Source organism: Stenotrophomonas sp. GD03819, assembly GCF_029841665.1.
Classification (GTDB): domain Bacteria; phylum Pseudomonadota; class Gammaproteobacteria; order Xanthomonadales; family Xanthomonadaceae; genus Stenotrophomonas; species Stenotrophomonas geniculata.
On record NZ_JAOCEW010000022.1, the window covers coordinates 54,048 to 73,480 of the forward strand.

Sequence of the window (19,433 nt, forward strand, 5' to 3'; positions counted from 1 at the left end):
AGTGCTGTCGTCCCCGATCTCAATCACCTGGATCGAGTGCGTGACCATCGGTCGTGCATGAATGGTGAATTCCGGATGGATTGATCGTAGTATCTCTTTCAGTCAGCAACGGAATGATCTGATGAAGACATCACTTGGAGAGAAGTTCCTGGCCATGGTTCTGATTGGAGGCCTTGTTTTCGTTCTATCCATTCCGTCCCTGCGTGCAGCTTATCCCTCATTCGCAAGCGTATTTCCAGAAAAGACCGCCGAATTACTAGCCACCGTCTGGGGGGCCGTCGCGACGGTCGCTGCGTCTGTTTTCGCGGTCGAGATGAGATCTCGAGCGCGTAGCCGATCCCTTTTCCTTGTGTCCCTTGTCAGTTCCCGGCACTTTCAGGAGGTGGCGCTTGGCATTTCAACTGCCACTACACGTTTCGCACTTGGAAAGTGTCTGGAAAAAGATATTGCGAGCTGGATTGATGAAGCCAAGCGTGCGAACAAGGCTGCTCGCGACGAGATGGAAGCATTTTCAGATTTCTTTCGGGAACATGGGCCAGAGGGTGTGCTGATAGCGCGAATCTGGATGAAGGCATCTCACACGTATGATGAGAAAATCGAGCAGGCGCGCGAGACCATCCTGTTGTGGAATGAACAGGCTGGCGCATTTTCGGAAGAACTCCTACAGGAGGATCTCAGGATTCCAGTAATGGATCTTCCAATGCACCTGATTGAGTTGCGCAACAAACTACTCGATGAAGTTGCGTCTGCAACGCACTGGTCAACACACATGAATCAGCTGCTGAAGGACCTGACACGATAATGGCGGCTCGCCACCCGCGCGCTCATTGCTCTTGACAGACCACCCTGCCGGAGTGGACCTTTCCCGGCATGACTATCGATATCGAATCGCTCAGCCTGCGGGAGCTGGGCGCCTTGGTGGTTGCCGCTGAACAGCGCAGGCAGCTCATTTCCAGCCGTCGTCCGGCCAGTACGGTGCGCCGCATGCTGAAGGCGGCGGCCGCCGAAGCGGGCTATACGCTCGAAGAACTCTTTGGCGATGCGTCCGTCGAAGAACCCGCAACGCCACGGAAATCCAGCCGCCGCAAAGCCGGCAAGGTCGCTGCCAAGTATCGCGATCCGGAATACAAGCGCCTGACCTGGTCTGGCCGCGGGCGCATGCCGCGCTGGCTGGCCGCCAAGGTCCAGAAGGGCCACAAGGTGACGGATTTCCTGATTCCCGGACTGGCCCGTCCAACCGCCCGCAAGGGAAGCCCGATCGGCCAGCGCACCGTGTTCAAGAAGGACTGAGGCCCGCAGGGCGACGCCTGCCGCGCCCGTGTCCGCTTCACGCTACCCTGCATGGGTCCGCACTGGAGGGAAGCACGCAATGGCACATAACGGCAGCACGGCGATCGCGCCGAGGGTCCTGTACGTCGCGGGGGCGGCAGCGGTGCTGATCAGCCTGTTGGCCTGGTCGGTGGAATGGAGTGGGCTGGCCTATGTCTGCCCTTACTGCCGCGTGCAGCGCACCGTCATCGGCGTGCTGGGTCTACTGATGATGTCTGCACGGCCGGGTGGCATCGTCGTTCCGTGGCTTTCGAACGCGATGGGTGGTTTCGCGTTCGTGGTTGCGGCGATGCAGCACTTCAACGGCTGGAAGCGAATCTCCGCCGGCGAATTCAGCTTCAATGCCCAGTGGTACATCGACCCATGGCTGCTGTCCGGCTGCGCGATGCTGATCCTGGTGGCACAGCTGATGCTGGTGCAGGCCGCCTGCCGGCGCCCGGTGCACGCCGTTCTGGAGGCCGCATGATGCGCCCTGCCTGCACGCTGGTCCTGCTGATTGCATTCCACAGCATTCCGGCGCGTGCGGCCGAAGATGCTGGAGCGCCCAAGCGGCCTTCGGTGGAAACCCTGCAGCGCCTGATCGTGGACAAGGCTCCGCAGACGCGGATCGGGACGCCCGACAGCGAGCGCATCACCGCGCGTCGCATCGATATCGTCGATGACCAGGGCGTGATCCGCATGACGTTGTCCGGGAAGACGCCGGCGCCGATCATCGATGGCATCCAGTACAAACGCGCCTTCAACGTGGCCGGCATGGTGCTGTACGACGACAAGGGCAGCGAGCGCGGTGGTTTCGGCACCGCCGATGTCGACGGCGGCATGGCGGTGCTGGCGCTGGATCATCCGGCGATGGATGCGATCGGATGGCGGGTGTCTCCCGATGGCCAAGTGAGCTTCTCGATCAACCAGGCACCGAAGCTGATACGCGAACCCGCGCTCGGGAATGCGTTGATTCCCGGTGTGCAGGCGCCGACCCGCATCGGCCTGGTGGTCGGCGCCGATGGAACGCCGGCCATTGCACTGAATGACAAGGCGGATCGGCCGCGACTGCGGTTGACCGTCACGCCGGAGGGCTACGGGGCAATCGAGTTCCTCGATGCGCAGGGCAAGGTGGTCCACACGCTGGCGCCGGAGGCGGAGCTCCGTCGCTAGCGTGGCGAGCCTGCTGGCCGGTACCTATGCGCCGCGTCCCCGGCCGTCGATGCTGTAGCGCCCGGCTCCAGTGCAGGCCAGCAACAGGAAGCCACCGGCCAGGCCCAGATTCTTCAGGAACATGATCTGCTGGGTCTGGTCGCCGAAGTTGTGGTGGAAGATGAAGGCGGTGACCAGGCTGAAGCCCACCAGGACGATCGATACCAGCCGGGTCTGGAAACCGAGCAGGATGCACAGGCCGCTGCCGATCTCGAAGGCGATGGTCGGCCACAGCAGGATGCCGGGCACTCCCATTGCTTCCATGTAGCCCTGGGTACCACTGAGGTCGCCAAGCTTGCCCAGGCCGGAGACCAGGAACAGTGCCATCAGCAGGATGCGCGCAAGCAGGAAAGCAAGCGAGTGCGAGGAAGTGCTCACAGTGAAGTCCTTGAGGGGTGCCCGACCCCCGCGATCGGAGCCCACAGGCAGTGAAGCCCGTGTATACACCACACGGCTGCCTTCCGGTTTCCCGCGCGGCCGGGGACCTTCGAATGCCGAAGGAGGCTGCCTCAGTCATCCTTTGGTGATGGCGCGTCTGTGCTTTGCAGGAACACCTGCAGCTGCGCGGCAAACGCACGCTGGTAGGCGGGGCGTTGCGTTGCACGGCCCACATAGGCAGCCACCTTCGGGTATTCGTCGAGGAGGCCGCTGCTCTTCAGGCGCAGCAGCACCGAGACCATCATCAGGTCGCCCACGCTGAAGTCGCCATCCAGCCACGCCGCCGTGCCCAACCACGCAGACAGCTGCGAGAGACGCATCCGCACGCGCTCGTCCAGCATCACCAGCCGCTGTGAATACCAAGGTAGTTCGCGTTCCAGCACCCAGGCCATCGAGCGTTCGACGATGGGCGGTTCCACCGTGTTCAACGCAGCGAAAACCCACATGATCGCGCGCATGCGTGCGTCCGGATCAGCGGGGAGCAGGCCGGCATGCTGTTCGGCCAGGTGCAGGACGATTGCGCCGGATTCGAACAGGACCTGGTCGCCATCCTGCCACGTGGGGATCTGCCCGAAGGGGTTGCGCGCCAGGTGGACGGGCTGCTTCAGCTCGGCAAAGCTGAGCAGCTGCACGTCATAGGGCACGGCCAGTTCCTCCAGCGCCCAGCGTACGCGCATGTCACGGGCCAGGCCCTGGCCGCGGTCGGGAGAAGTGGCGAAGGCGGTGAGGATCGGGCACATCGGGGCACTCCTGCAGGCTGAAAGACCCGCCTTTCCTTCTCCGACGAACGATGGGACGGGAAATCGACACCCTTCCCGGGGCGCCGGGCGATACACTGCCCGCCACCCGTCAATCCTGTGCCTCCTCATGTGGCAGCGCCGCACCTCCCTGGCCGAACTGCAGCGGCAACGCGATGTGCTGCAGGCTGAGATGGATGCGGACGCCCAGCGACGGGTCTCACGGCTTCCGCCGGATGATCTCGTGGCAGCGCTGATGCCGCAGGCGCACCGGCTCCAGGAGCTCAATCAGCTGATCCTGCGGGCTACACCGCCGCGTGAACAGATGAAGCGCCTGAAGGCGCTTGAGCGACAGCTGCTCGAACCCGGTGCACAGAGCGCAGGCGTGCGGAAGGAGCTGGAAGATGAACTGCGCGATCTGCACCTGTACTTCAGCAATCCGCGCCGTCGCCCCTTGACGGCGAAGGTCCTGCTGATCCTGTTGGCCAGCGTTCTGGCCGCCTTGTTCCTGCCGGGGCTGCATGTGGACCTGCTGGTCGCTCTCTAGGCCGCGCTCACCCCGCCCGATGCAGCTTCCTGTACTGATCCGGCGTGCACTGCGCGTGCCGCTTGAACATCTCGGCGAAGGCGCTGACGCCCGAATAGCCCAGCTCTTCGGCGATCCGGCTGATCGGCCGGCGTGTACACAGCGCCTCGGTGGCGCGCACGAACTTCACCCGCCCACGCCAGTCGCCCAGCGACATGCCCAGTTCGCTGCGTGCCAGGCGCTCCAGCTTGCGCACGCTCATGTGGTGCCGCCGCGCGATCTCGGCAACCGATTCGGCCGCCGACAGGTGTTTCTCCATGTACGCCATCACCTGCTTCAAGGCATCGCTGCTGGCGATCGGCAGGAAACTGGGCAGCACAGCGGCATTGACGATCTGGTCGATCACCACGGCGGCCATGCGCCGCTGGACCGGTGTCTGCGGATCGGTCACGCCCTGTCGTGCCAGTTCATGCAGCAGTTCGCGCAGCAGCGGGCTGACTTCCAGCGCACTGCAACGCGTGGGCAGCCGGCGTGAAAGCGCCGCCGACAGATAGGCCGAGCGGTAGGCCAGCTGCGAGCGGTTGCGTGAATAGTGCGCCATTCCTGGTGGAATCCAGATCGCGTAGTGCGGCGGCGACACCATCCACTCGCCGTCGATCTTCATCTCCATCACCCCCTGCGCGACGAAGTTGAACTGACCCCACGGATGGCTGTGCGTGCCCCAGTCCGTGGGCTCCATCGCGCCCTGCCGGAAGTAGATCGGGCCGGGCAGCTGGCGGAAGGTGGGGATCGGCTCCATCGATTGCCGCAAGCCGGGGTCGGGGTGGCGCATTTTCGGGATGTCCTCAATATACGCCAAGCGTACGCTGGCCATTCCCCCACGTACACCTGCACGCGTGAACTATCTCTTCCCGATCCTCGCCTGCCTGCTGTGGGGCGCGAACACCATCGTGACCAAGCTTGCTTCGGGCTCGGTCGGTCCCATCGATATCGGCTTCTTCCGCTGGCTTGTCGCGGCGGTGGTCCTGCTGCCATTCGCGCTGCCGCGGCTGCGCGGCAATCTGCCGACCGTGCGCGCCAACCTCGGGCGCTTCCTGGTGCTGGGCTGCCTGGGTGGGGTGATGTACCAGTGCCTGGCCTACTATGCGGCGCACTTCACCTCGGCCACCAACATGGGGGTGATCCAGGCGCTGATTCCGTTGATCGCGCTGGCGTTGTCACGCGTGTTCATGGGCCATCCGGTGCGTGGTACTTCCATTGTTGGCGCGGTGATCTCCACCGCCGGCGTGGTGGCGGTGGTATCGCAGGGCGACCTGGCACGGTTGGCGGCGCAGGGCCTGAACCGCGGAGACGCGATCATGCTGATCGGCGCATTGGCCTTCGCTGCCTACAACGTGCTGATGCAGCGCTGGAAGATTCCGCTGTCGGTGCTGGAGTCGCTGTTCCTGCAGGCCACGGCGGCCTCGCTGATCCTGCTGCCACTGCAGTTGCTGGTCGGTACCGGGGTGAGCAATCTGACCGCCGTCGGTTGCATCGGCTTCGCGGCGGTCTGTGCCTCGATCCTGGCGCCGCTGACCTGGATGACCGGACTTTCACGTCTGGGCGCTGCGCGCGTCTCTGGCTTCTTCAACCTGGTGCCGATCGTGACCGCCGCGCTGGCCGTGCTGCTGCTGGGCGAATCGCTCAGTGGCTGGGTACTGGGCGGTGGCCTGCTGGCGGTGTCCGGCGTGGTATTCGCCGAGTACAGCGCCAGGCGCGCCGCTGCGGTGCCGAGCGAGCAGCCCGCGTAGGGCTTCGGTCATGCGGGGTATGTGTCCCCGCTCAGCGCCTGTTCCACCCGCTGTTCCAGCGCCTCTGCATCATGGCCGCGTTTGCCCTGCAGGCTGAGATACAGCGAAAGCGGGTCAACCACATCGCCGATGCTGGTGAATGCCGGCGGATAGGCCCAGATCTGCAGCCGTGCGCTCTGGACGCAGTCCGGGCCGGGCATGGGAAGTGCACCCAGCAACCGCCACGCATCGATGTGCAGCGCGCGGGTGCCGCCGATCGCGGGCGCTGACGTGTCAGCAAGCGCATCGAGGCCCGCCGTTGGCGCCGGGTGCCCGGCATCGCGGAGCGCCTCGGCGGTCGGGCCCCAGCAGACATCCACTTCCTTCAGGATGGGGGAACGCAGGAACGGCTGCGCCCTGGCCCAGACCTCATCGCGGTTGCCGGCCAGCTTCAGGAAGCGCTCGCGGCCACCGGTGGAGCGTTCAACCAAGCCGCGACCAACCAGTTCGGCAGACAGGCGCGACGCCGTCATCGAGGTGTAGCCGGCGGCAGCACTGATCTCGCGCGGCGACCACCAGCGCGACTGGCCGCTCAGCAGCACGTGGATCAGCACGGCCTGCGCCGAAGGCAGCAGCGAGATGGCCTTCTTCTCATGATCAGGGTCGTCGCGGAACTCAATGGCCAGGCTGGGCGCGAACAACTGGGTGTGTGGGACGACGAAGTCGATGTGGTTCTCGACCAGGAAGCGGCGCTGGGTCGGCGTGAGATAGGGCGAGACGTACAGCACCAGTGCATTCGCAGCAGAGCGCAGGCAGCGTACATCCTGGATCACACGGGTGCTGGATTCGCCGGGCTCGCGGGCCACGGCGAGCATGGCGGGGGTTTCCCCGTACAGCATCAGTCCGGCGAGGTGGTAGCGCGATGCCATTGCGTGGGGAATGGCGTGCAATGAAGCAAGTGGATGCACTGCCGAGGCCAGCCCGGGGAGAATCCTGCGCAGGTACCGCTGCGCGTCAGCGACCAGGTCGGTCAGGCCGGTGCGAACTGCCGTCGTCATCTCGTACTTCCCTTGCGGCGGCACGTCCGGAGGGTCGGAACCCGGCCACATCGCCACATTCAGTGGTGAACCTGGAGACGGGTGTGCAGCGTCGGGGCGCGTGGCGATCCATGCGGTCCTGCTCCTTAGCCGTCATGACATCAAGTGTTGCCGGGAACCTTGGAGATTCCGTCGAAAAACGATGGAGATTGGGTGGAGGTGGTGTGCATCGTGGCCGGCGGACTCCCCTTCCGCCGGCCACGAGCACGGACATGCCCGTCAGAATCGCTGGGAGTACTTCACGTACACGGTGCGGCCGATATCGAAGCCGCCGTAGTAGGGGAAGGAGCTGGACGGCTTGGAGAACATGATCGGGCCCTGGTGGTTGAACACGTTGTTCGAACCCAGCGCCACGGTACCGTCCCACGGCAGCTTGTAGCTGACCTGGATGTCATGGAAGGCATTGGAGCCCACCTTGCGCAGGGCATCCGGTTCTCCGTAGGCGTAGCGATCGGGCAGCGAGCACGGTCGGTTCGGCACGCAGCTTTCGGCCATGCCGGAGTAGTAGCGCACCGTGTACTGCGTGCTGAAGTTGCCAAGCTGCCAGTTCACACCCAGGTTCGAGCGCAGGCGGAAGATGCCCGGCCGGCCGATCCGGCCCATCATGATGGTGTCGCCGGCCGAGTTCTGGTTCTCCTCGTCGTACTTGGAGACATAGCTGTTCTGCAGGTCGATGGTGAAGCGGCCGAACGAGAACTCGGGCAGGCGGTAGTGGATGCCCAGGTCCCAGCCTTCGGTTTCCATCGAGCCCAGGTTGGCCAGGCCGTAGAACATGCTGGTGATGTGGCCATCGCCAGCGCGCTTGATGCTGCCACAGCGCGAGGAATTGCCCAGCACGTAGCAGTCACGCAGGATGCGGTCGACGCTGTCCTCGATGATCATGTTGGTGATCTTGTAGCTGTACCAGTCGAGGTTGATGTCCAGGCCATCGACCCAGCGCGGGCTCCAGACCACGCCCACGGTCTTGCTCTTGGACTCTTCCGGTCGCAGCTTCGCGTTGGAGCCGGTGGTGAATTCGTCGGGCGTGGCACACGGATAGCTGGCACAGGGCTTCAGGCTCTGGTTCAGCTGCTGGTAGCCCAGCGGGACGCCGGCAGCGTTGCAGGCAGCGTTGCCGTTGACGCTGTTGGTGGCGCCGGTGCCGCAGGGATCGACATAGGTTTCGAAGCTGGTCCCCATTCCACCATACAGGTCGGAGATGCTCGGTGCGCGGAAGCCTTCGGCGAAGGTGCCGCGGATCATCAATTCCTCGATCGGGCGCCAGGCGAAGCTGGCCTTGGAATTGGTGGTATTGCCGAAATTGCTGTAGTCGGAATAGCGCGTGGCCAGGTTCACGGTCAGTTCCTTGGCGAACGGCAGGTCACGCAGCACCGGCACGTTCACTTCGGCGAAGAACTCATTGAGGCTGTACTCACCCGAGGTGGTGGATGCGCCCAGCGCCGTGCTCTGGCGCGACTGGGCAAAGGCGTCGGGCACGAAGCGGCCTTCTTCCTTGCGGTATTGGTAACCCAGAGCGACGGACAGGTCACCGGCAGGCAGTTCGATCACTGGCCCGGAGATATTGGCGAAATAGCTGCGGGTCTTGGTGATGCCGGTATCGTTGAACGTCGGGAACAAGAAGCGCTGCAGTTCGGGATCGGAGAGAGAGCCAGCCCCCGCGACACCGTATGGCAGCAAAGGATTCCAGGCCAGGCAGCCCGTGACCGGCGATGCCGCCGTGCCACACCGGGCCACACCGTTGGCATCGAGGTAGGAGGGCCCCAATGCCTGCCGGGAAGCGATCAGGCTCATGTCGCCACGGCCTGTTTTTGTGACTTCATTGCGGTTGAACAGCGCACCGACTTCCCAGTCGTACGTCTTGGCGCCCAGTTCGAAGTAGCCGGACAGGCTTGGTGCAATGCGCAGCGACTTCAGCTTGCTTTCGGTCGTGCGCGGCACTTCCCACAGGCGGCGATTGAACGCGATGCTGTGGTCGAGCGGATTGAATACGCTGGCTGCGTCCAGGGGCGTGCCGAACTTGGTCGACTGGTACGGGTAGCCCGCGATCTGCTGGTCGGTGGTGCGCTCGTTGTAGCCGATGTCGGCGGCGAACTTGATCTGGTCGCTCAGCGCGTAGTCCGTGCTGAGGAACAGCGAGCGACGCTCGATGCCGGTCTGCAGGTGCATCTGGTCGTTGCCGTTGGCGAACTCGGCCGGCGTGATCGGGTGGTAGTCGTTCGAATTCTTCGGGTCGCCGCCACGGTTGAGCGTCTTGAACACCGCGTCACCGGTGTTGCACTTGTAGAGCGCCGGGTCGCACCACGAACCGTTCTGGCTGATGTTGCTCCAGTCCGCGCCCGGGTAATTGGGGCCGGCGCCGCCGTACCTGGAGAACTCGCGGTCGCGGGCAAATACCGGATCCGACTTCTGGTATTCCAGTGCGAGGGTGTATCCGCCACGTTCTCCACGGGCGCCGGTCACCAGCGAGAACGTGCTGTCCTTGCCATCGCCCTGGCTGAACTGCCCGTGCTGCATGGACACTTCCAGCCCTTCGTAGTTCTTGCGGGTGATGATGTTGACCACGCCAGCGATCGCATCCGAACCGTACAGCGAGGAGGCGCCGTCCTTCAGGACATCGATGCGTTCCACCGCGCTCATCGGAATCTGGCTGAGATCCTGCAGGCCGCTGGTGGTCGCACCGAGGCGCTTGCCATTGACCAGCACCAGCGTGCGCGTGGCGCCCAGATTACGGATGTCGACGTAGTAGCCGCCGACATTTTCACCGGACGACAATGCGCGTGCGCGGGAGATCGCCGGCGCGCCCGTAGACGTCAGGTTCTGCAGCAGGTCGGCGATCGTGGTGAAGCCCTGCTGCTCGATCATCGTGCGGGTGATGGCGATGATCGGCTGCTGCGTTTCGATATCCACGCTGCGGATGGCAGAGCCGGTAACCTGGATGCGATCGAGGTTCTTCGGCGTCTTGTCGCCGTCATCCTGCGCATGCGCGGCCGGTGACCAGGCGGCGGCCAGGGCCGTGCCCACTGCCAGGGAAAGCAGGGTGTACTTGTAATGCATTTGGCTCTCTCCAAATCCAGTTGAATGGGTTTCCGCATAGCTGCGTGGAAACCGATCTGAAACTCCGCTGTGCGGAATCGGAAGGAACCTAACATTCCGTTTACAACTCGATTACGTTATGGACGCGTTATCGTCGCGCGCTGGATACAGTGTTCATGCACAAGCCATGCACGAAACCGCGACGCGCACCGGGGGTGCCCTGCTTCAGTCTGGCTGCGGGCCGATGACAGACTCCAGGAGACATCCAATGAATACCCCCGGTAAACCAAAACCCACGTGGAAGCAGTGGCATGTGCTGTTGCTGGTGCTTGCCATCGCACTGCTGGTGGCGCTGATCATCGTCATCGCGCCCTGGTGAATCTTGGGCGTTCTGCTCAGGTGCCGTGAACGCGGAAATGCGATGGGATGAAGGAGTCAGGACGCGTTGAGGGTGGTGATGCATGCATCAATTCGTACTCACCCAACCGGCACATTCAAACCTCCACAGTGATCCCGAAGGCAACGCACTCGCGCTGTCATTCTCCATAGACCATCGAGCACACAGGAGCGATTCCATGAGCACCCAGTCCACCATCGAACATCGCCTCAACGACCTGATCGAGATTGCCCGGGACGGAAAGTCGTTCTACGAAGAAGCTGCGACCAAGGTGAAGGATGCCGAACTGTCGGCCCTGTTTACCCGCATTGCCGGCGTCAAGGGCCGCATCGTCGCCGCGTTGAGCAGTTCGGTTGCCGCCAGCGGCGGCAAGCCCGCCGAGCACGGCACCATGGTCGGGTCGATGCAGCAGTTCTACGGCAAGGTGCGCGCTGCATTCGGCGACACCAACTATGGTTATGTGGCCGAGCTGGAAGAGTCGGAAGACCGGCTGCTTGGCGCGTTCAAGGACGTGCTGAAGGACAACGAACTGCCGCCGGCCGTGCGCCAGGAAGTCACCCAGCTGCTGCCCGAAGTGCAGGAATGCCACAACGTGATGCGGGCGCGCAAGCACGCCATGAAGGCGGCCTGACGATCATCGGCGGCCTTCTCCCCGGGGCCGCCACGGTCGGGGCAGCGTGGCTGCCCCGGCCAACTCCGTAATCCGCGCTCCAGCGTCATCGCTGTGCGGGACTACGGCCCAGCAGCAACACCGCAAGGCTGGCCAGCAGCGCGGCAATGGCCGACGTCCACAGTGCACTGGCAAATCCGTGGCTGTAGATCGCCTGTGCGAAGGCCATGTTGCGCGCACCGGTGAAGTTGCCGGTAGCGATCGCATCGGCCATCGACAGTACATCGCGCGCGGGACCCACAGCCGACAGTGCGTTGCGGATGCCCAGGCTCAAGGCGCTGGACAGCACGGTGAATCCGAGCAGGATGCCGACAAAGCGCGTGGTCGCGCTGATGCCGGAGGCCATGCCGGCCCGCTCGCGCGGTGCCGCGCCGATGATGGCTTTGGATGTCTCGCCATTGAGGATGCCGCCACCGGCACCGATCACCACCATTGCGACGAATGCCAGCCACGGCAGATGCTGCCACGCGGCCAGTCCGGCCACGGCATTGCCCGCAGCAGTGATCGACAGCCCGATCGCCAGCACCGCCGGACTGTTCAGATGGCGACCGAGCCGGCGGCCCACGCTGGGAAACAGCAGCGTCGCCGCAGCGAACGGGAGCATGCCGGCACCCGCAGCCAGTACGCCCAGGCCGATGCCGTTCTGCAGGTACTGCGGCAGCATCGACGCCATCACCTGTGCGCTGACCGAATAGCCGACCATGGCAATGAGTGCGCCGACGAAACGTGGACTGGCCAGCAGCCCGAGATCGACCATGGGATGTGACCGTGCCCGTTCAACGAGGACGAAGGCGGCGGCCATGATGATGGCCAGGCCCAGCCCGCCCAGCGCCGGCGCCGATGACCATCCTTGTGCCAGTCCTTCGACCAGGAAGAACACGATGCCGAAGATGGCAACGCTGAAGGTGATGATGCCGGGCGGGTCGAGCGGGCGGACCGCGCTGTCGGACGACTCGGGTATCCAGCGCAGCGTGCCGTAGCCGAGCAGGCCCAGGAACGGCAGGATCGCAATGAACACCGCGCGCCAGCCCCAGAGCGCGGACAGCAGGCCGCCGATCAGTGGCGAGAGCACCATCATCACGCCCATGGCTGTGCCCCAGAACGCCCATGCAGTGTCTTTGGCGGCCCCCTGGTGGTAGGTGTGGCCGATGATCGACAGCGAGGGCGCCAGCAGGAAAGCAGCACCGATGCCCTGCAGTGCCCGCGCCAGGTAGAGCAGGGTGGCACCGGGCGCCAGTGCACAGAGCAGAGAAGTGAGGGCGAACAGGCTGATGCCGATCAGCAGCACCCGGCGGCGGCCGTAGCGATCGGCGACAGCACCGGCCGGCAGCAGCAGTGAGGTAAAGGACAGGATGTAGGCACTGATCACCCACTCGATATCGGCGAATCCGGCGTGAAGGTCACGCGCGATGCTGGGCAGTGCGACCGCGACGGCATTGGTCTCCAGCACGGTCATCGTGCAGCCCAGCGAGGCCACCAGCAGGATCGCGTCAGGCAGCGTGTGCCGTGCAGGCGAAGAGGGAGGGGAGGGCGGCACCGGTCACTCGCAGGAAGGGAGGACCGCCATTCCAGCAATGATCGGTGTTTGTTTCATTCTCGGTGTTTTCTGGTTACGTTAGCTTGAACCTAACGAAATGCCGCCCATGGAACGCCGTCACCTGGAGTACTTCGTCACCTTGGCCGAGGAACTGCACTTCGGTCGCGCGGCCCTGCGGCTGGGGATCGCCACTCCCACGCTGAGCGTGCAGATCCAGGACATCGAGCGTCGCCTCGGCACGCGCCTGTTCGACCGCGGCCGACGCGAAGTGCTGCTGACCTCCGCAGGCGAGGTGTTCCTGGCGGAAGCCCGCGATGTGCTGCGCCGGTTCGAACAGGCCGAAACCCTGGGCCGGCGCGCCGGGCGGGGTGAGATCGGCAAGATCGAGATCGGCTACGTCGGCTCGGCGCTGTATGCCGGTGCGTTGCAGGATCAGCTCAGCCGGTTCCGCAGCCGCTACCCGGGCGTGGAACTGCAGGTGAGCGAATGGCCGATGGGCGAGCTCCCGCAGCTGCTGCAGGAAGGCCGGGTGGATGTGGTGTTCTGCCGGCCTCCGATGGATGTACCCGACAGTTTCGGCGAACACACCCTGGTCGAAGACCAGTTCTGCGTGGCCCTGCCGGAAACCCATCCGCTGGCGCAGGCCCGCGCGCCGGTACAGCCGGCGTCATTGGCCCGGGAAAGCTTCGTCATGCCGGAGCAGCCGGTGGGCGCAATGGAAGTCGGGCGCCGCGGCGGATTCATTCCACGTATCCGTTCCCAGCCCGGGTATCTGGCGGCGGTGTTGGCCGAGGTGTCGGTCGGCGTTGGTTCGGTGGCGATCGTGCCATCGGTACTGCAACGCACGCTGGTGCTGCCCGGAATGATCTATCTGCCACTGGCCGGCCCCACCATCGTCTCGACCATCGCTGTGCAGTACCGGCGGGCGGAGACCTCGCCTGTGGTGCGACGGCTGATCGAGCAGGTGAAGGAGACGCCGTGCCGGCGCATCGACATGTTGCCCCTGGCCTGAGCGACGCGCGGCAGGTGGACGATTGCTACACTTGCGCCACCTGCATTTGCATTCGATGGACATCATGAACAACGGGAACGGTCCGCAGACAGTTCGCTGAGCCGCAACAACGATGCAGACGTTGTTGCGGTGATCATCCCTGCGATGCACGCGAAGTGGATGGATCACCGCCGGATTCACTCTGGGCGGAGACTCCCCATGTTCAATCGACAGGCCCCGCGTTGGGCCCACCCGCTGCCATCGGCCATTGTGCTGATGGCGCCGTTCGACCTCCTGGCCTCGCTGGCCATGGATATCTATCTTCCTGTGGTGCCGGTGATGCCGCGGGCACTGCAGACATCACCGACGGTGGTGCAGCTGACGTTGAGCATCTACCTGCTGGTGCTCGGCCTGGGCCAGTTGCTGTTCGGCCCGTTGTCCGACCGCATCGGGCGGCGGCCGGTCCTGTTGCTGGGGGCGTTGCTGTTCGCGCTTTCGTCGTTTGCGCTGGCCATGTCCAGCAGCGGCGCAGCATTCCTGGCCTGGCGAACCGTACAGGCGGTGGGGGCGTCGGCGGCATTGGTGGCGACCTTTGCCACGGTCCGTGACGTGTATGCCGATACACCCGAAGGTGCGTCGCTGTATGGGCTGTTCGCCTCGATGCTGGCCTTCGTGCCGGCACTGGGACCGATCCTCGGCGCACTGCTGGCAGGCGCGGTTGGCTGGCGCGCGATCTTCGTTCTGCTCGGCGCACTGGGCATGATCGCCGGCATGCGCGCGGTACGGCATTGGCAGGAAACCCGCCCGCGGTGCCATGACGCGTCGCGACCGGCGGTACGACGCATTCTCGGCAGCGGCGCGTTCTGGGTCTACACGCTGGGCTTCAGTGCGGGCATGGGCACGTTCTTTGTGTTCTTCTCGGTCGCGCCCCGGCTGCTGGTCGGGCGCATGCAGTACTCGCCCCTGTCGTTCAGCCTTGCCTTCGCCACGGTGGCGCTGGTGATGATCGTCACGGCGCGGATGGCGCACGTGTGCATTGCCCGCTGGAACGTGCGCGGTACCTTCCTGCGCGGCCTGTGGGTGATGGTGGCCGGGGTGCTGCTGATGGCGTTGGCCGCAGCGTGGCCCCCCTCGTTCATCGCGGTGGTGCTGCCCATGTGGGGCATCGCGGTGGGGCTGGTGATGGTGGTTTCGGTGGCCGCAAGCGGCGCGCTGCGTGATTTCGCCGATGCGTCGGGTACGGCGGTGGCTCTGTACTACGCGATGCAGAGCCTGATCGTGGCAGGCATCGGCACGCTGGTTACCCTGGTGCTGCCCGGCGATACCGTGTGGCCGCTGGTGGCCTACGGGTTGCTGCTGCCACTTGCCAGCCTGGCAGGTACCGCCGCGCTGCGGCACCGCACATAGCGCTGGATGGCGGGCAAAAAAAGGGGCGACCGCGAGGCCGCCCCAACCCGTCAAGAGAACACGTGTTTAGAAGCGGACGGACCAGCGTGCAGTGGCGCCATGGTCGCGGCTTTCACTGCCGAACTGACCGCTGTAGCCCAGCTCCAGCTGCTGCCGCGGGGTCAGCCACGCCGCCAGGCCCAGCTCGGCCACGACGGCGTTGTCGGCAATCGGAGCACCCTCGACCGCGAACGTGGTGCTGCTGTTGGCGAAGGCGAGGTTGGCCACCTGGCTGCGGTCGCCGGAGGCACGGCGGTAGCCGACACCGCCACGCAGGTGCAACCAGCTGTCCTGCTGGAACGATGCCTTCAGACCCTTGTCGAAGCGGAGACCAGCGGTGGCGATGGTGGTGCCGGTGTCGTCCACCTTGCCGTGCAGTGCCGCCGCGCCGCCACGCTCGTTGATCTGCTTCAGGTCCACTTCCACGCGGGCGACCTGCAGGTACGGCTCCAGCCCACCTTCCGCATTGCCGAACCGGTAGCCCGCTTCGATGAAGGCCTGGCGTGTATGTGCGTTGTAGCGCGCGCTCAGGCTGTCGCTGAAGCCTGCGAAGGCAACATCACGCGTGCTCTTCACTTCATTGCGGCTCCATGCCACGCCACCGCGCAGGCCGAACCCGCCCCAGGTGTGGCTGGCGTAGGCGCCGAAGTGCGTGTTGTCGATCTTCGACTTGGCACGACGCTCCTGCTGCTTCACGTCGGTGCGGCCGGTACCGGCCAGCACGCCGATCTGCCAGCCACCGAACTCGCGGTCGATGCCGACCAGCAGGCCATTGCTGTTGGCGTCAGTGCGCGCGGTGTTGCTGTTGCCATCCAGCTTGCTGTTGCCGCCCAGCGCCTGCACCCAGGCACCGGTGGCATCACCCGTATCGGATCCCGGTGCGGCTGCACCGGCACGGCGTGACAGTGCGGCATCGCGCACATGGCGGCTGCCCTCGACCAGGGCCAGTGCCGTGGCCGGATGCAGCTCGCCGCTGAGGCCATCGAGCACGCCACCGACCTGTTGCGGGAACAGTTGGGTCAGCGGCTTGGGCAGGCCCTGGTTGATCGCCAGTCCATCGGCCACCGCCGCGGCCGCACGCTGGTTCGGCGTGGCGGCGGCACTGGCGAGCGACGCACCACGGACCACGTCGATGCGGGTGCCATTGGCACCGTAAGCCAGGCTGAACTGCAGGAACGGCGAGAACGCGCTGAAGTCGGTTTTCGCGAACTGGCCGCTGACACCGCCGTCGGCGCGGATGAAATTGAACTGCTCGCCGAGGTAGTAGGTACCCGGCTCCGGCAGTGCGATCAGGGTGCCGCCGAGGGTGGCGGTGCCGGTCACGTGCAGCTGGTCACTGCGCCCGCCCGGAGCAAGTTCGGCAGCATAGACGCCGGTTGCACCCTGTACGTAGTTGCCGTTGATGGTCAGCGTGCCGATCGAATTGCCGGGCGCGATGATGCCGTCGACGTGGGTGCTGCCGAGCGTACCGACACCCTTCAGCAGGCCGTTGGCACCGACCGTGGTGGTGCCGCCGGTCTGCGTGCCGTTGAAGGACACCACGCCACCGTTGACGGTCAGGTTGCTGTCCTTCAGCAGGCCGCTGCTGCTGACCGTGCTCACGCCCCCGGTGGTGTTCAGCGCGGTGGAGACCAGGCTGCCATTGAGCAGGAACTGGCCACCCTGGACCTCGACCGCAGACGTGAGCGTGTTGGCGCCATTCAATTCCAGCGTACCGTCCTGCAGTACCGCGCCGTTGAAAGTGTTGTCACCGCTCAGGCGCAGCCAGCCAATGCCGGACTTGGTCAGCTTGCCGGGGCCACCGATGTCGTTGGTCCAGTCGTCCCAGGCATCGCCTTCCCAGACCTTCAGGCCACCGGCCTTCTGGTTCATCACCACGTTGGTATCCACGCGCAGCGAGCCGTAGCCTTCGATGGCCTTGCGCAGGTCCATCAGGCCCCAGCCATAGACATCATCGATGCCCGGCGCGCCAAGATCGCGCGCGGTGGTCAGCAGTACGTCGCGCACCTGGGCGCTGTCCAGATAAGGGAAGCGTTCGAACAACAGGCCCAGTGCACCGGTGACGTGCGGTGCGGCCATCGAGGTGCCGCTCAGGTTCCCGTAGGCATACGTTGGGGCCTGGCCGGAGACCTCGAGGATCACATTCCCATTGTCCTCGCGGGGGCTGGCATCGATGACCGAATCTTCGCCATAGACGGTCGAATTGATGTTCGAACCAGGTGCGGCCAGGCACCAGTTCGCGGCCAGGCCGCAGCGCATCGAGCGATTGCTCAGCTCCAGCGCCTGGTTGACGTTGACTACGGCCAACCAGTACGGCTCGACGTCAGTGAATTCGCGTGGCATCGATGCATACATGCCCGCGATCGGCGCCTGCTCTGGCGAGGGATTGACCGAGTCGGTGTTTCCCGCAGCCCATACCTGGATCAGGCCGCGGGTACGTGAGCCTTCTGCTATCGCGCCGAGGCTGTCCGCAAGATCCGGATGCGACAGATAGAAGTCGAGCTTCTCGGCAGTGTCCGGTTCGTTGGTCAGGCCCCAACTGTGGTTGACTGCGCGGACGTGCTGTTCGTTGAGCTGTGCGTATAGCTGCGGGAAGATCGAGTCGGAGGCTCCCAGCCCGGCAACCGATTTACTGTCCAGATACAGTCCGCCATTGCGCTCGACGACGGTCAGGTAGTTCACGCTGTTGGCAAACAGGCGGGCCACGGTGAGGTCCGCCCCGAACGCGACGCCGTGCATTCCGTTGCCGTCGCGGTTGGCGGCGATGGTTCCGGATACGTGGGTGCCGTGCACGTTGTAGCCCGGGCCCTCGAAGTAGCCGTTGCGATTGAGCAGGTCCCTGTAGGCCGGATCAATGAGGGTGTAATCGATGGCGACCTGATTGCCGTCACTGGTGAAGCAGGCATCCGGGCCGGCAAGTACCTCGCTTCCGCACAGGCTGCCATCGGCCAACACATCGGCCAGACGGAGGCTGCGATGGTTCTTCCCGGCGAACTCCGGATGGTCCAGGCCGGTGCCGCTGTCGAACACACCCAGGCGGATGCCGGTACCGGTCAGGCCCCGCGCATAGGCGTGGTCCGCGTTGGTCGCGGCCAGGCCCCAGTCGGCATTGAATTCGTCCGTACGCCAGCTGGCTGGATCGCCCGGATTGCCGAGGGTCGTCGTGCTGCTGGCCGCCGCTGCGGGGGCTGCAATCGGCAACGGGGTGGTTGCGGACGGGATCGCCGCAGTGGCCGGTTGTGCCCACGCCGCCTGCAGTTGGCGCTGTTGTTGCCAGACCTCGAATGAGTCGTTGGCCATGGCGGGCAACGTGCTGGCAAGCAGCAATGTGCTGGTGACCGCCAGTGCGAGGCGGCTGTGCATCGGAGAACGGGAGCGGGACGAACGGCCGTGCAGCGGGTGATTCATCGGACAACTTCCTTGATTGACGGACAACAAGGCCGTTAACCCCGCAGCGCGCCGATCACCCCCAGTGGTGTGAAGGAAATTTAATGAACAGGTTAATGTTTCGTGGCGCGCGTGTTCACTCCATCTCCGGGAAACCCCGCTACCGTGGCCCGGCCTGGGCTCACCAGGCTTATCAAGGAGTGATGTCGATGCGTACTTTCAGGAAAATGATCGTAGGTGCCGTGTTCGCCTTGGCCTGCAGCGGTTCGGTTGCTGTGGCCGGGCCGATTCCGCCATGCGATCTTCCCTGTTGGAAGGCTTACCAGGCCTGTTTGTCCGGTGGCGGTGATGCGATGGAATGCCAGTACGAATACGATCGTTGCGTCATGGATCGCTGCGGCGCTGTGTAAGCAGTGGCAATGCAGGACTGATGACGAGCCCCGTCACCGACGGGGCTCTTCTGTTTCAGCGCAGCCCGCTTGCAGGCCATGCACGCAGCGGCGAGGATGGGGAATCGCATCGGAGCCGCTGCACATGGCCGTCAAACGTGTCGTCGCCAACATCGCCACGCCTGATCCTGCGCGTGCCGCAGTGTTCTATGGCGAGCTGCTGGGCATGCCGGTGGTGATGGACCACGGCTGGATCGTCACCCACGGCGGCGAGGGCAGCGCGCTGGCGCAGGTCAGCTTTGCCAGTGAAGGGGGGTCCGGCACCGCAGTGCCGGATCTGTCGATCGAAGTGGACAATCTGCAGCAGGTACTGAAGCGCATGCGCGCGGCCGGCATCCCGCTGGAATATGGCCCGGCCGATGAGCCCTGGGGCGTGCGTCGCTTCTTCGTCCGTGACCCGTTCGGGCGGTTGTTGAACATCCTCGCCCATACCTGA

Annotated in this window: 17 protein-coding genes; 10 read left to right on the forward strand and 7 right to left on the reverse strand. The window is 64.7% G+C overall.

The window, feature by feature from the left end; translation table 11 throughout:
* Positions 1-121: 121 nt before the first annotated feature.
* The 4 genes from N5D45_RS14310 to N5D45_RS14325 all read left to right on the forward strand — a co-directional run bounded on the left by N5D45_RS14310 (position 122) and on the right by N5D45_RS14325 (position 2,481).
* Positions 122-802: a hypothetical protein gene (locus tag N5D45_RS14310; protein WP_279939179.1), complete on the forward strand. Its 681-nt coding sequence runs from the start codon at positions 122-124 to the stop codon at positions 800-802.
* Positions 803-870: 68 nt separating this feature from the next.
* Positions 871-1,290 (forward strand): H-NS histone family protein, encoded by a 420-nt coding sequence (locus tag N5D45_RS14315; protein ID WP_279939180.1) that lies wholly within the window; start codon positions 871-873, stop codon positions 1,288-1,290.
* Positions 1,291-1,369: 79 nt separating this feature from the next.
* Entirely contained in the window at positions 1,370-1,795 is a 426-nt protein-coding gene (locus N5D45_RS14320) for a hypothetical protein (RefSeq protein WP_279939181.1), read from the forward strand.
* Positions 1,795-2,481: a hypothetical protein gene (locus tag N5D45_RS14325; RefSeq protein ID WP_099559929.1), complete on the forward strand. Its 687-nt coding sequence runs from the start codon at positions 1,795-1,797 to the stop codon at positions 2,479-2,481. Before N5D45_RS14320 ends, N5D45_RS14325 begins: the two co-directional genes overlap by 1 nt.
* A 24-nt stretch (positions 2,482-2,505) precedes the next feature.
* On the opposite strand, the gene N5D45_RS14330 is transcribed toward N5D45_RS14325, so the two are convergent.
* Together N5D45_RS14330 and N5D45_RS14335 are read right to left on the reverse strand one after the other, a co-directional pair.
* Positions 2,506-2,898 carry a DoxX family protein gene (locus tag N5D45_RS14330; protein WP_019336340.1) on the reverse strand — a complete coding sequence of 131 codons (393 nt, stop codon included), beginning with the start codon at positions 2,896-2,898 and terminating at the stop codon, positions 2,506-2,508.
* Between the two features lie 131 nt (positions 2,899-3,029).
* The gene (locus tag N5D45_RS14335; RefSeq protein ID WP_071305906.1) at positions 3,030-3,698 is read right to left on the reverse strand and encodes a glutathione S-transferase family protein; all 669 of its coding nucleotides are present in this window, start codon (positions 3,696-3,698) and stop codon (positions 3,030-3,032) included.
* 190 nt (positions 3,699-3,888) lie between these two features.
* Between N5D45_RS14335 and N5D45_RS14340 the strand changes: the two genes are divergently transcribed.
* Positions 3,889-4,242: a hypothetical protein gene (locus N5D45_RS14340; protein WP_279939184.1), complete on the forward strand. Its 354-nt coding sequence runs from the start codon at positions 3,889-3,891 to the stop codon at positions 4,240-4,242.
* A gap of 7 nt (positions 4,243-4,249) precedes the next feature.
* Here N5D45_RS14340 and N5D45_RS14345 read toward each other — a convergent pair whose 3' ends face one another.
* Complete coding sequence (locus N5D45_RS14345; RefSeq protein WP_049436921.1) at positions 4,250-5,053, reverse strand: helix-turn-helix transcriptional regulator; 804 nt, start codon at positions 5,051-5,053, stop codon at positions 4,250-4,252.
* A gap of 7 nt (positions 5,054-5,060) precedes the next feature.
* On the opposite strand from N5D45_RS14345, the gene N5D45_RS14350 reads away from it, so the two are divergent.
* Complete coding sequence (locus tag N5D45_RS14350) at positions 5,061-6,011, forward strand: DMT family transporter (RefSeq protein ID WP_279939185.1); 951 nt, start codon at positions 5,061-5,063, stop codon at positions 6,009-6,011.
* A gap of 8 nt (positions 6,012-6,019) precedes the next feature.
* On the opposite strand, the gene N5D45_RS14355 is transcribed toward N5D45_RS14350, so the two are convergent.
* Both N5D45_RS14355 and N5D45_RS14360 read right to left on the reverse strand, forming a co-directional pair.
* Positions 6,020-7,048: a hypothetical protein gene (locus tag N5D45_RS14355; RefSeq protein ID WP_279939186.1), complete on the reverse strand. Its 1,029-nt coding sequence runs from the start codon at positions 7,046-7,048 to the stop codon at positions 6,020-6,022.
* Between the two features lie 258 nt (positions 7,049-7,306).
* Positions 7,307-10,141: a TonB-dependent receptor gene (locus N5D45_RS14360; RefSeq protein ID WP_279939188.1), complete on the reverse strand. Its 2,835-nt coding sequence runs from the start codon at positions 10,139-10,141 to the stop codon at positions 7,307-7,309.
* Between the two features lie 554 nt (positions 10,142-10,695).
* On the opposite strand from N5D45_RS14360, the gene N5D45_RS14365 reads away from it, so the two are divergent.
* Positions 10,696-11,148, forward strand: coding sequence for a PA2169 family four-helix-bundle protein (locus tag N5D45_RS14365; protein ID WP_010481259.1), 453 nt, complete (start codon positions 10,696-10,698; stop codon positions 11,146-11,148).
* Between the two features lie 85 nt (positions 11,149-11,233).
* On the opposite strand, the gene N5D45_RS14370 is transcribed toward N5D45_RS14365, so the two are convergent.
* Complete coding sequence (locus N5D45_RS14370; RefSeq protein ID WP_279939189.1) at positions 11,234-12,724, reverse strand: MFS transporter; 1,491 nt, start codon at positions 12,722-12,724, stop codon at positions 11,234-11,236.
* A gap of 106 nt (positions 12,725-12,830) precedes the next feature.
* Here N5D45_RS14370 and N5D45_RS14375 point away from each other — a divergent pair, with 106 nt between their 5' ends.
* On the forward strand, positions 12,831-13,736 hold the full coding sequence (locus N5D45_RS14375) for a LysR substrate-binding domain-containing protein (protein ID WP_279939190.1): 906 nt from the start codon (positions 12,831-12,833) through the stop codon (positions 13,734-13,736).
* A gap of 198 nt (positions 13,737-13,934) precedes the next feature.
* Complete coding sequence (gene cml, locus N5D45_RS14380; protein WP_279939191.1) at positions 13,935-15,122, forward strand: CmlA/FloR family chloramphenicol efflux MFS transporter; 1,188 nt, start codon at positions 13,935-13,937, stop codon at positions 15,120-15,122.
* 66 nt (positions 15,123-15,188) lie between these two features.
* Here the strand turns inward: cml and N5D45_RS14385 are convergent, their stop codons facing one another.
* On the reverse strand, positions 15,189-18,569 hold the full coding sequence (locus tag N5D45_RS14385; protein ID WP_279939192.1) for an autotransporter domain-containing protein: 3,381 nt from the start codon (positions 18,567-18,569) through the stop codon (positions 15,189-15,191).
* 513 nt (positions 18,570-19,082) lie between these two features.
* Here N5D45_RS14385 and N5D45_RS14390 point away from each other — a divergent pair.
* Complete coding sequence (locus N5D45_RS14390) at positions 19,083-19,433, forward strand: VOC family protein (RefSeq protein WP_279939193.1); 351 nt, start codon at positions 19,083-19,085, stop codon at positions 19,431-19,433.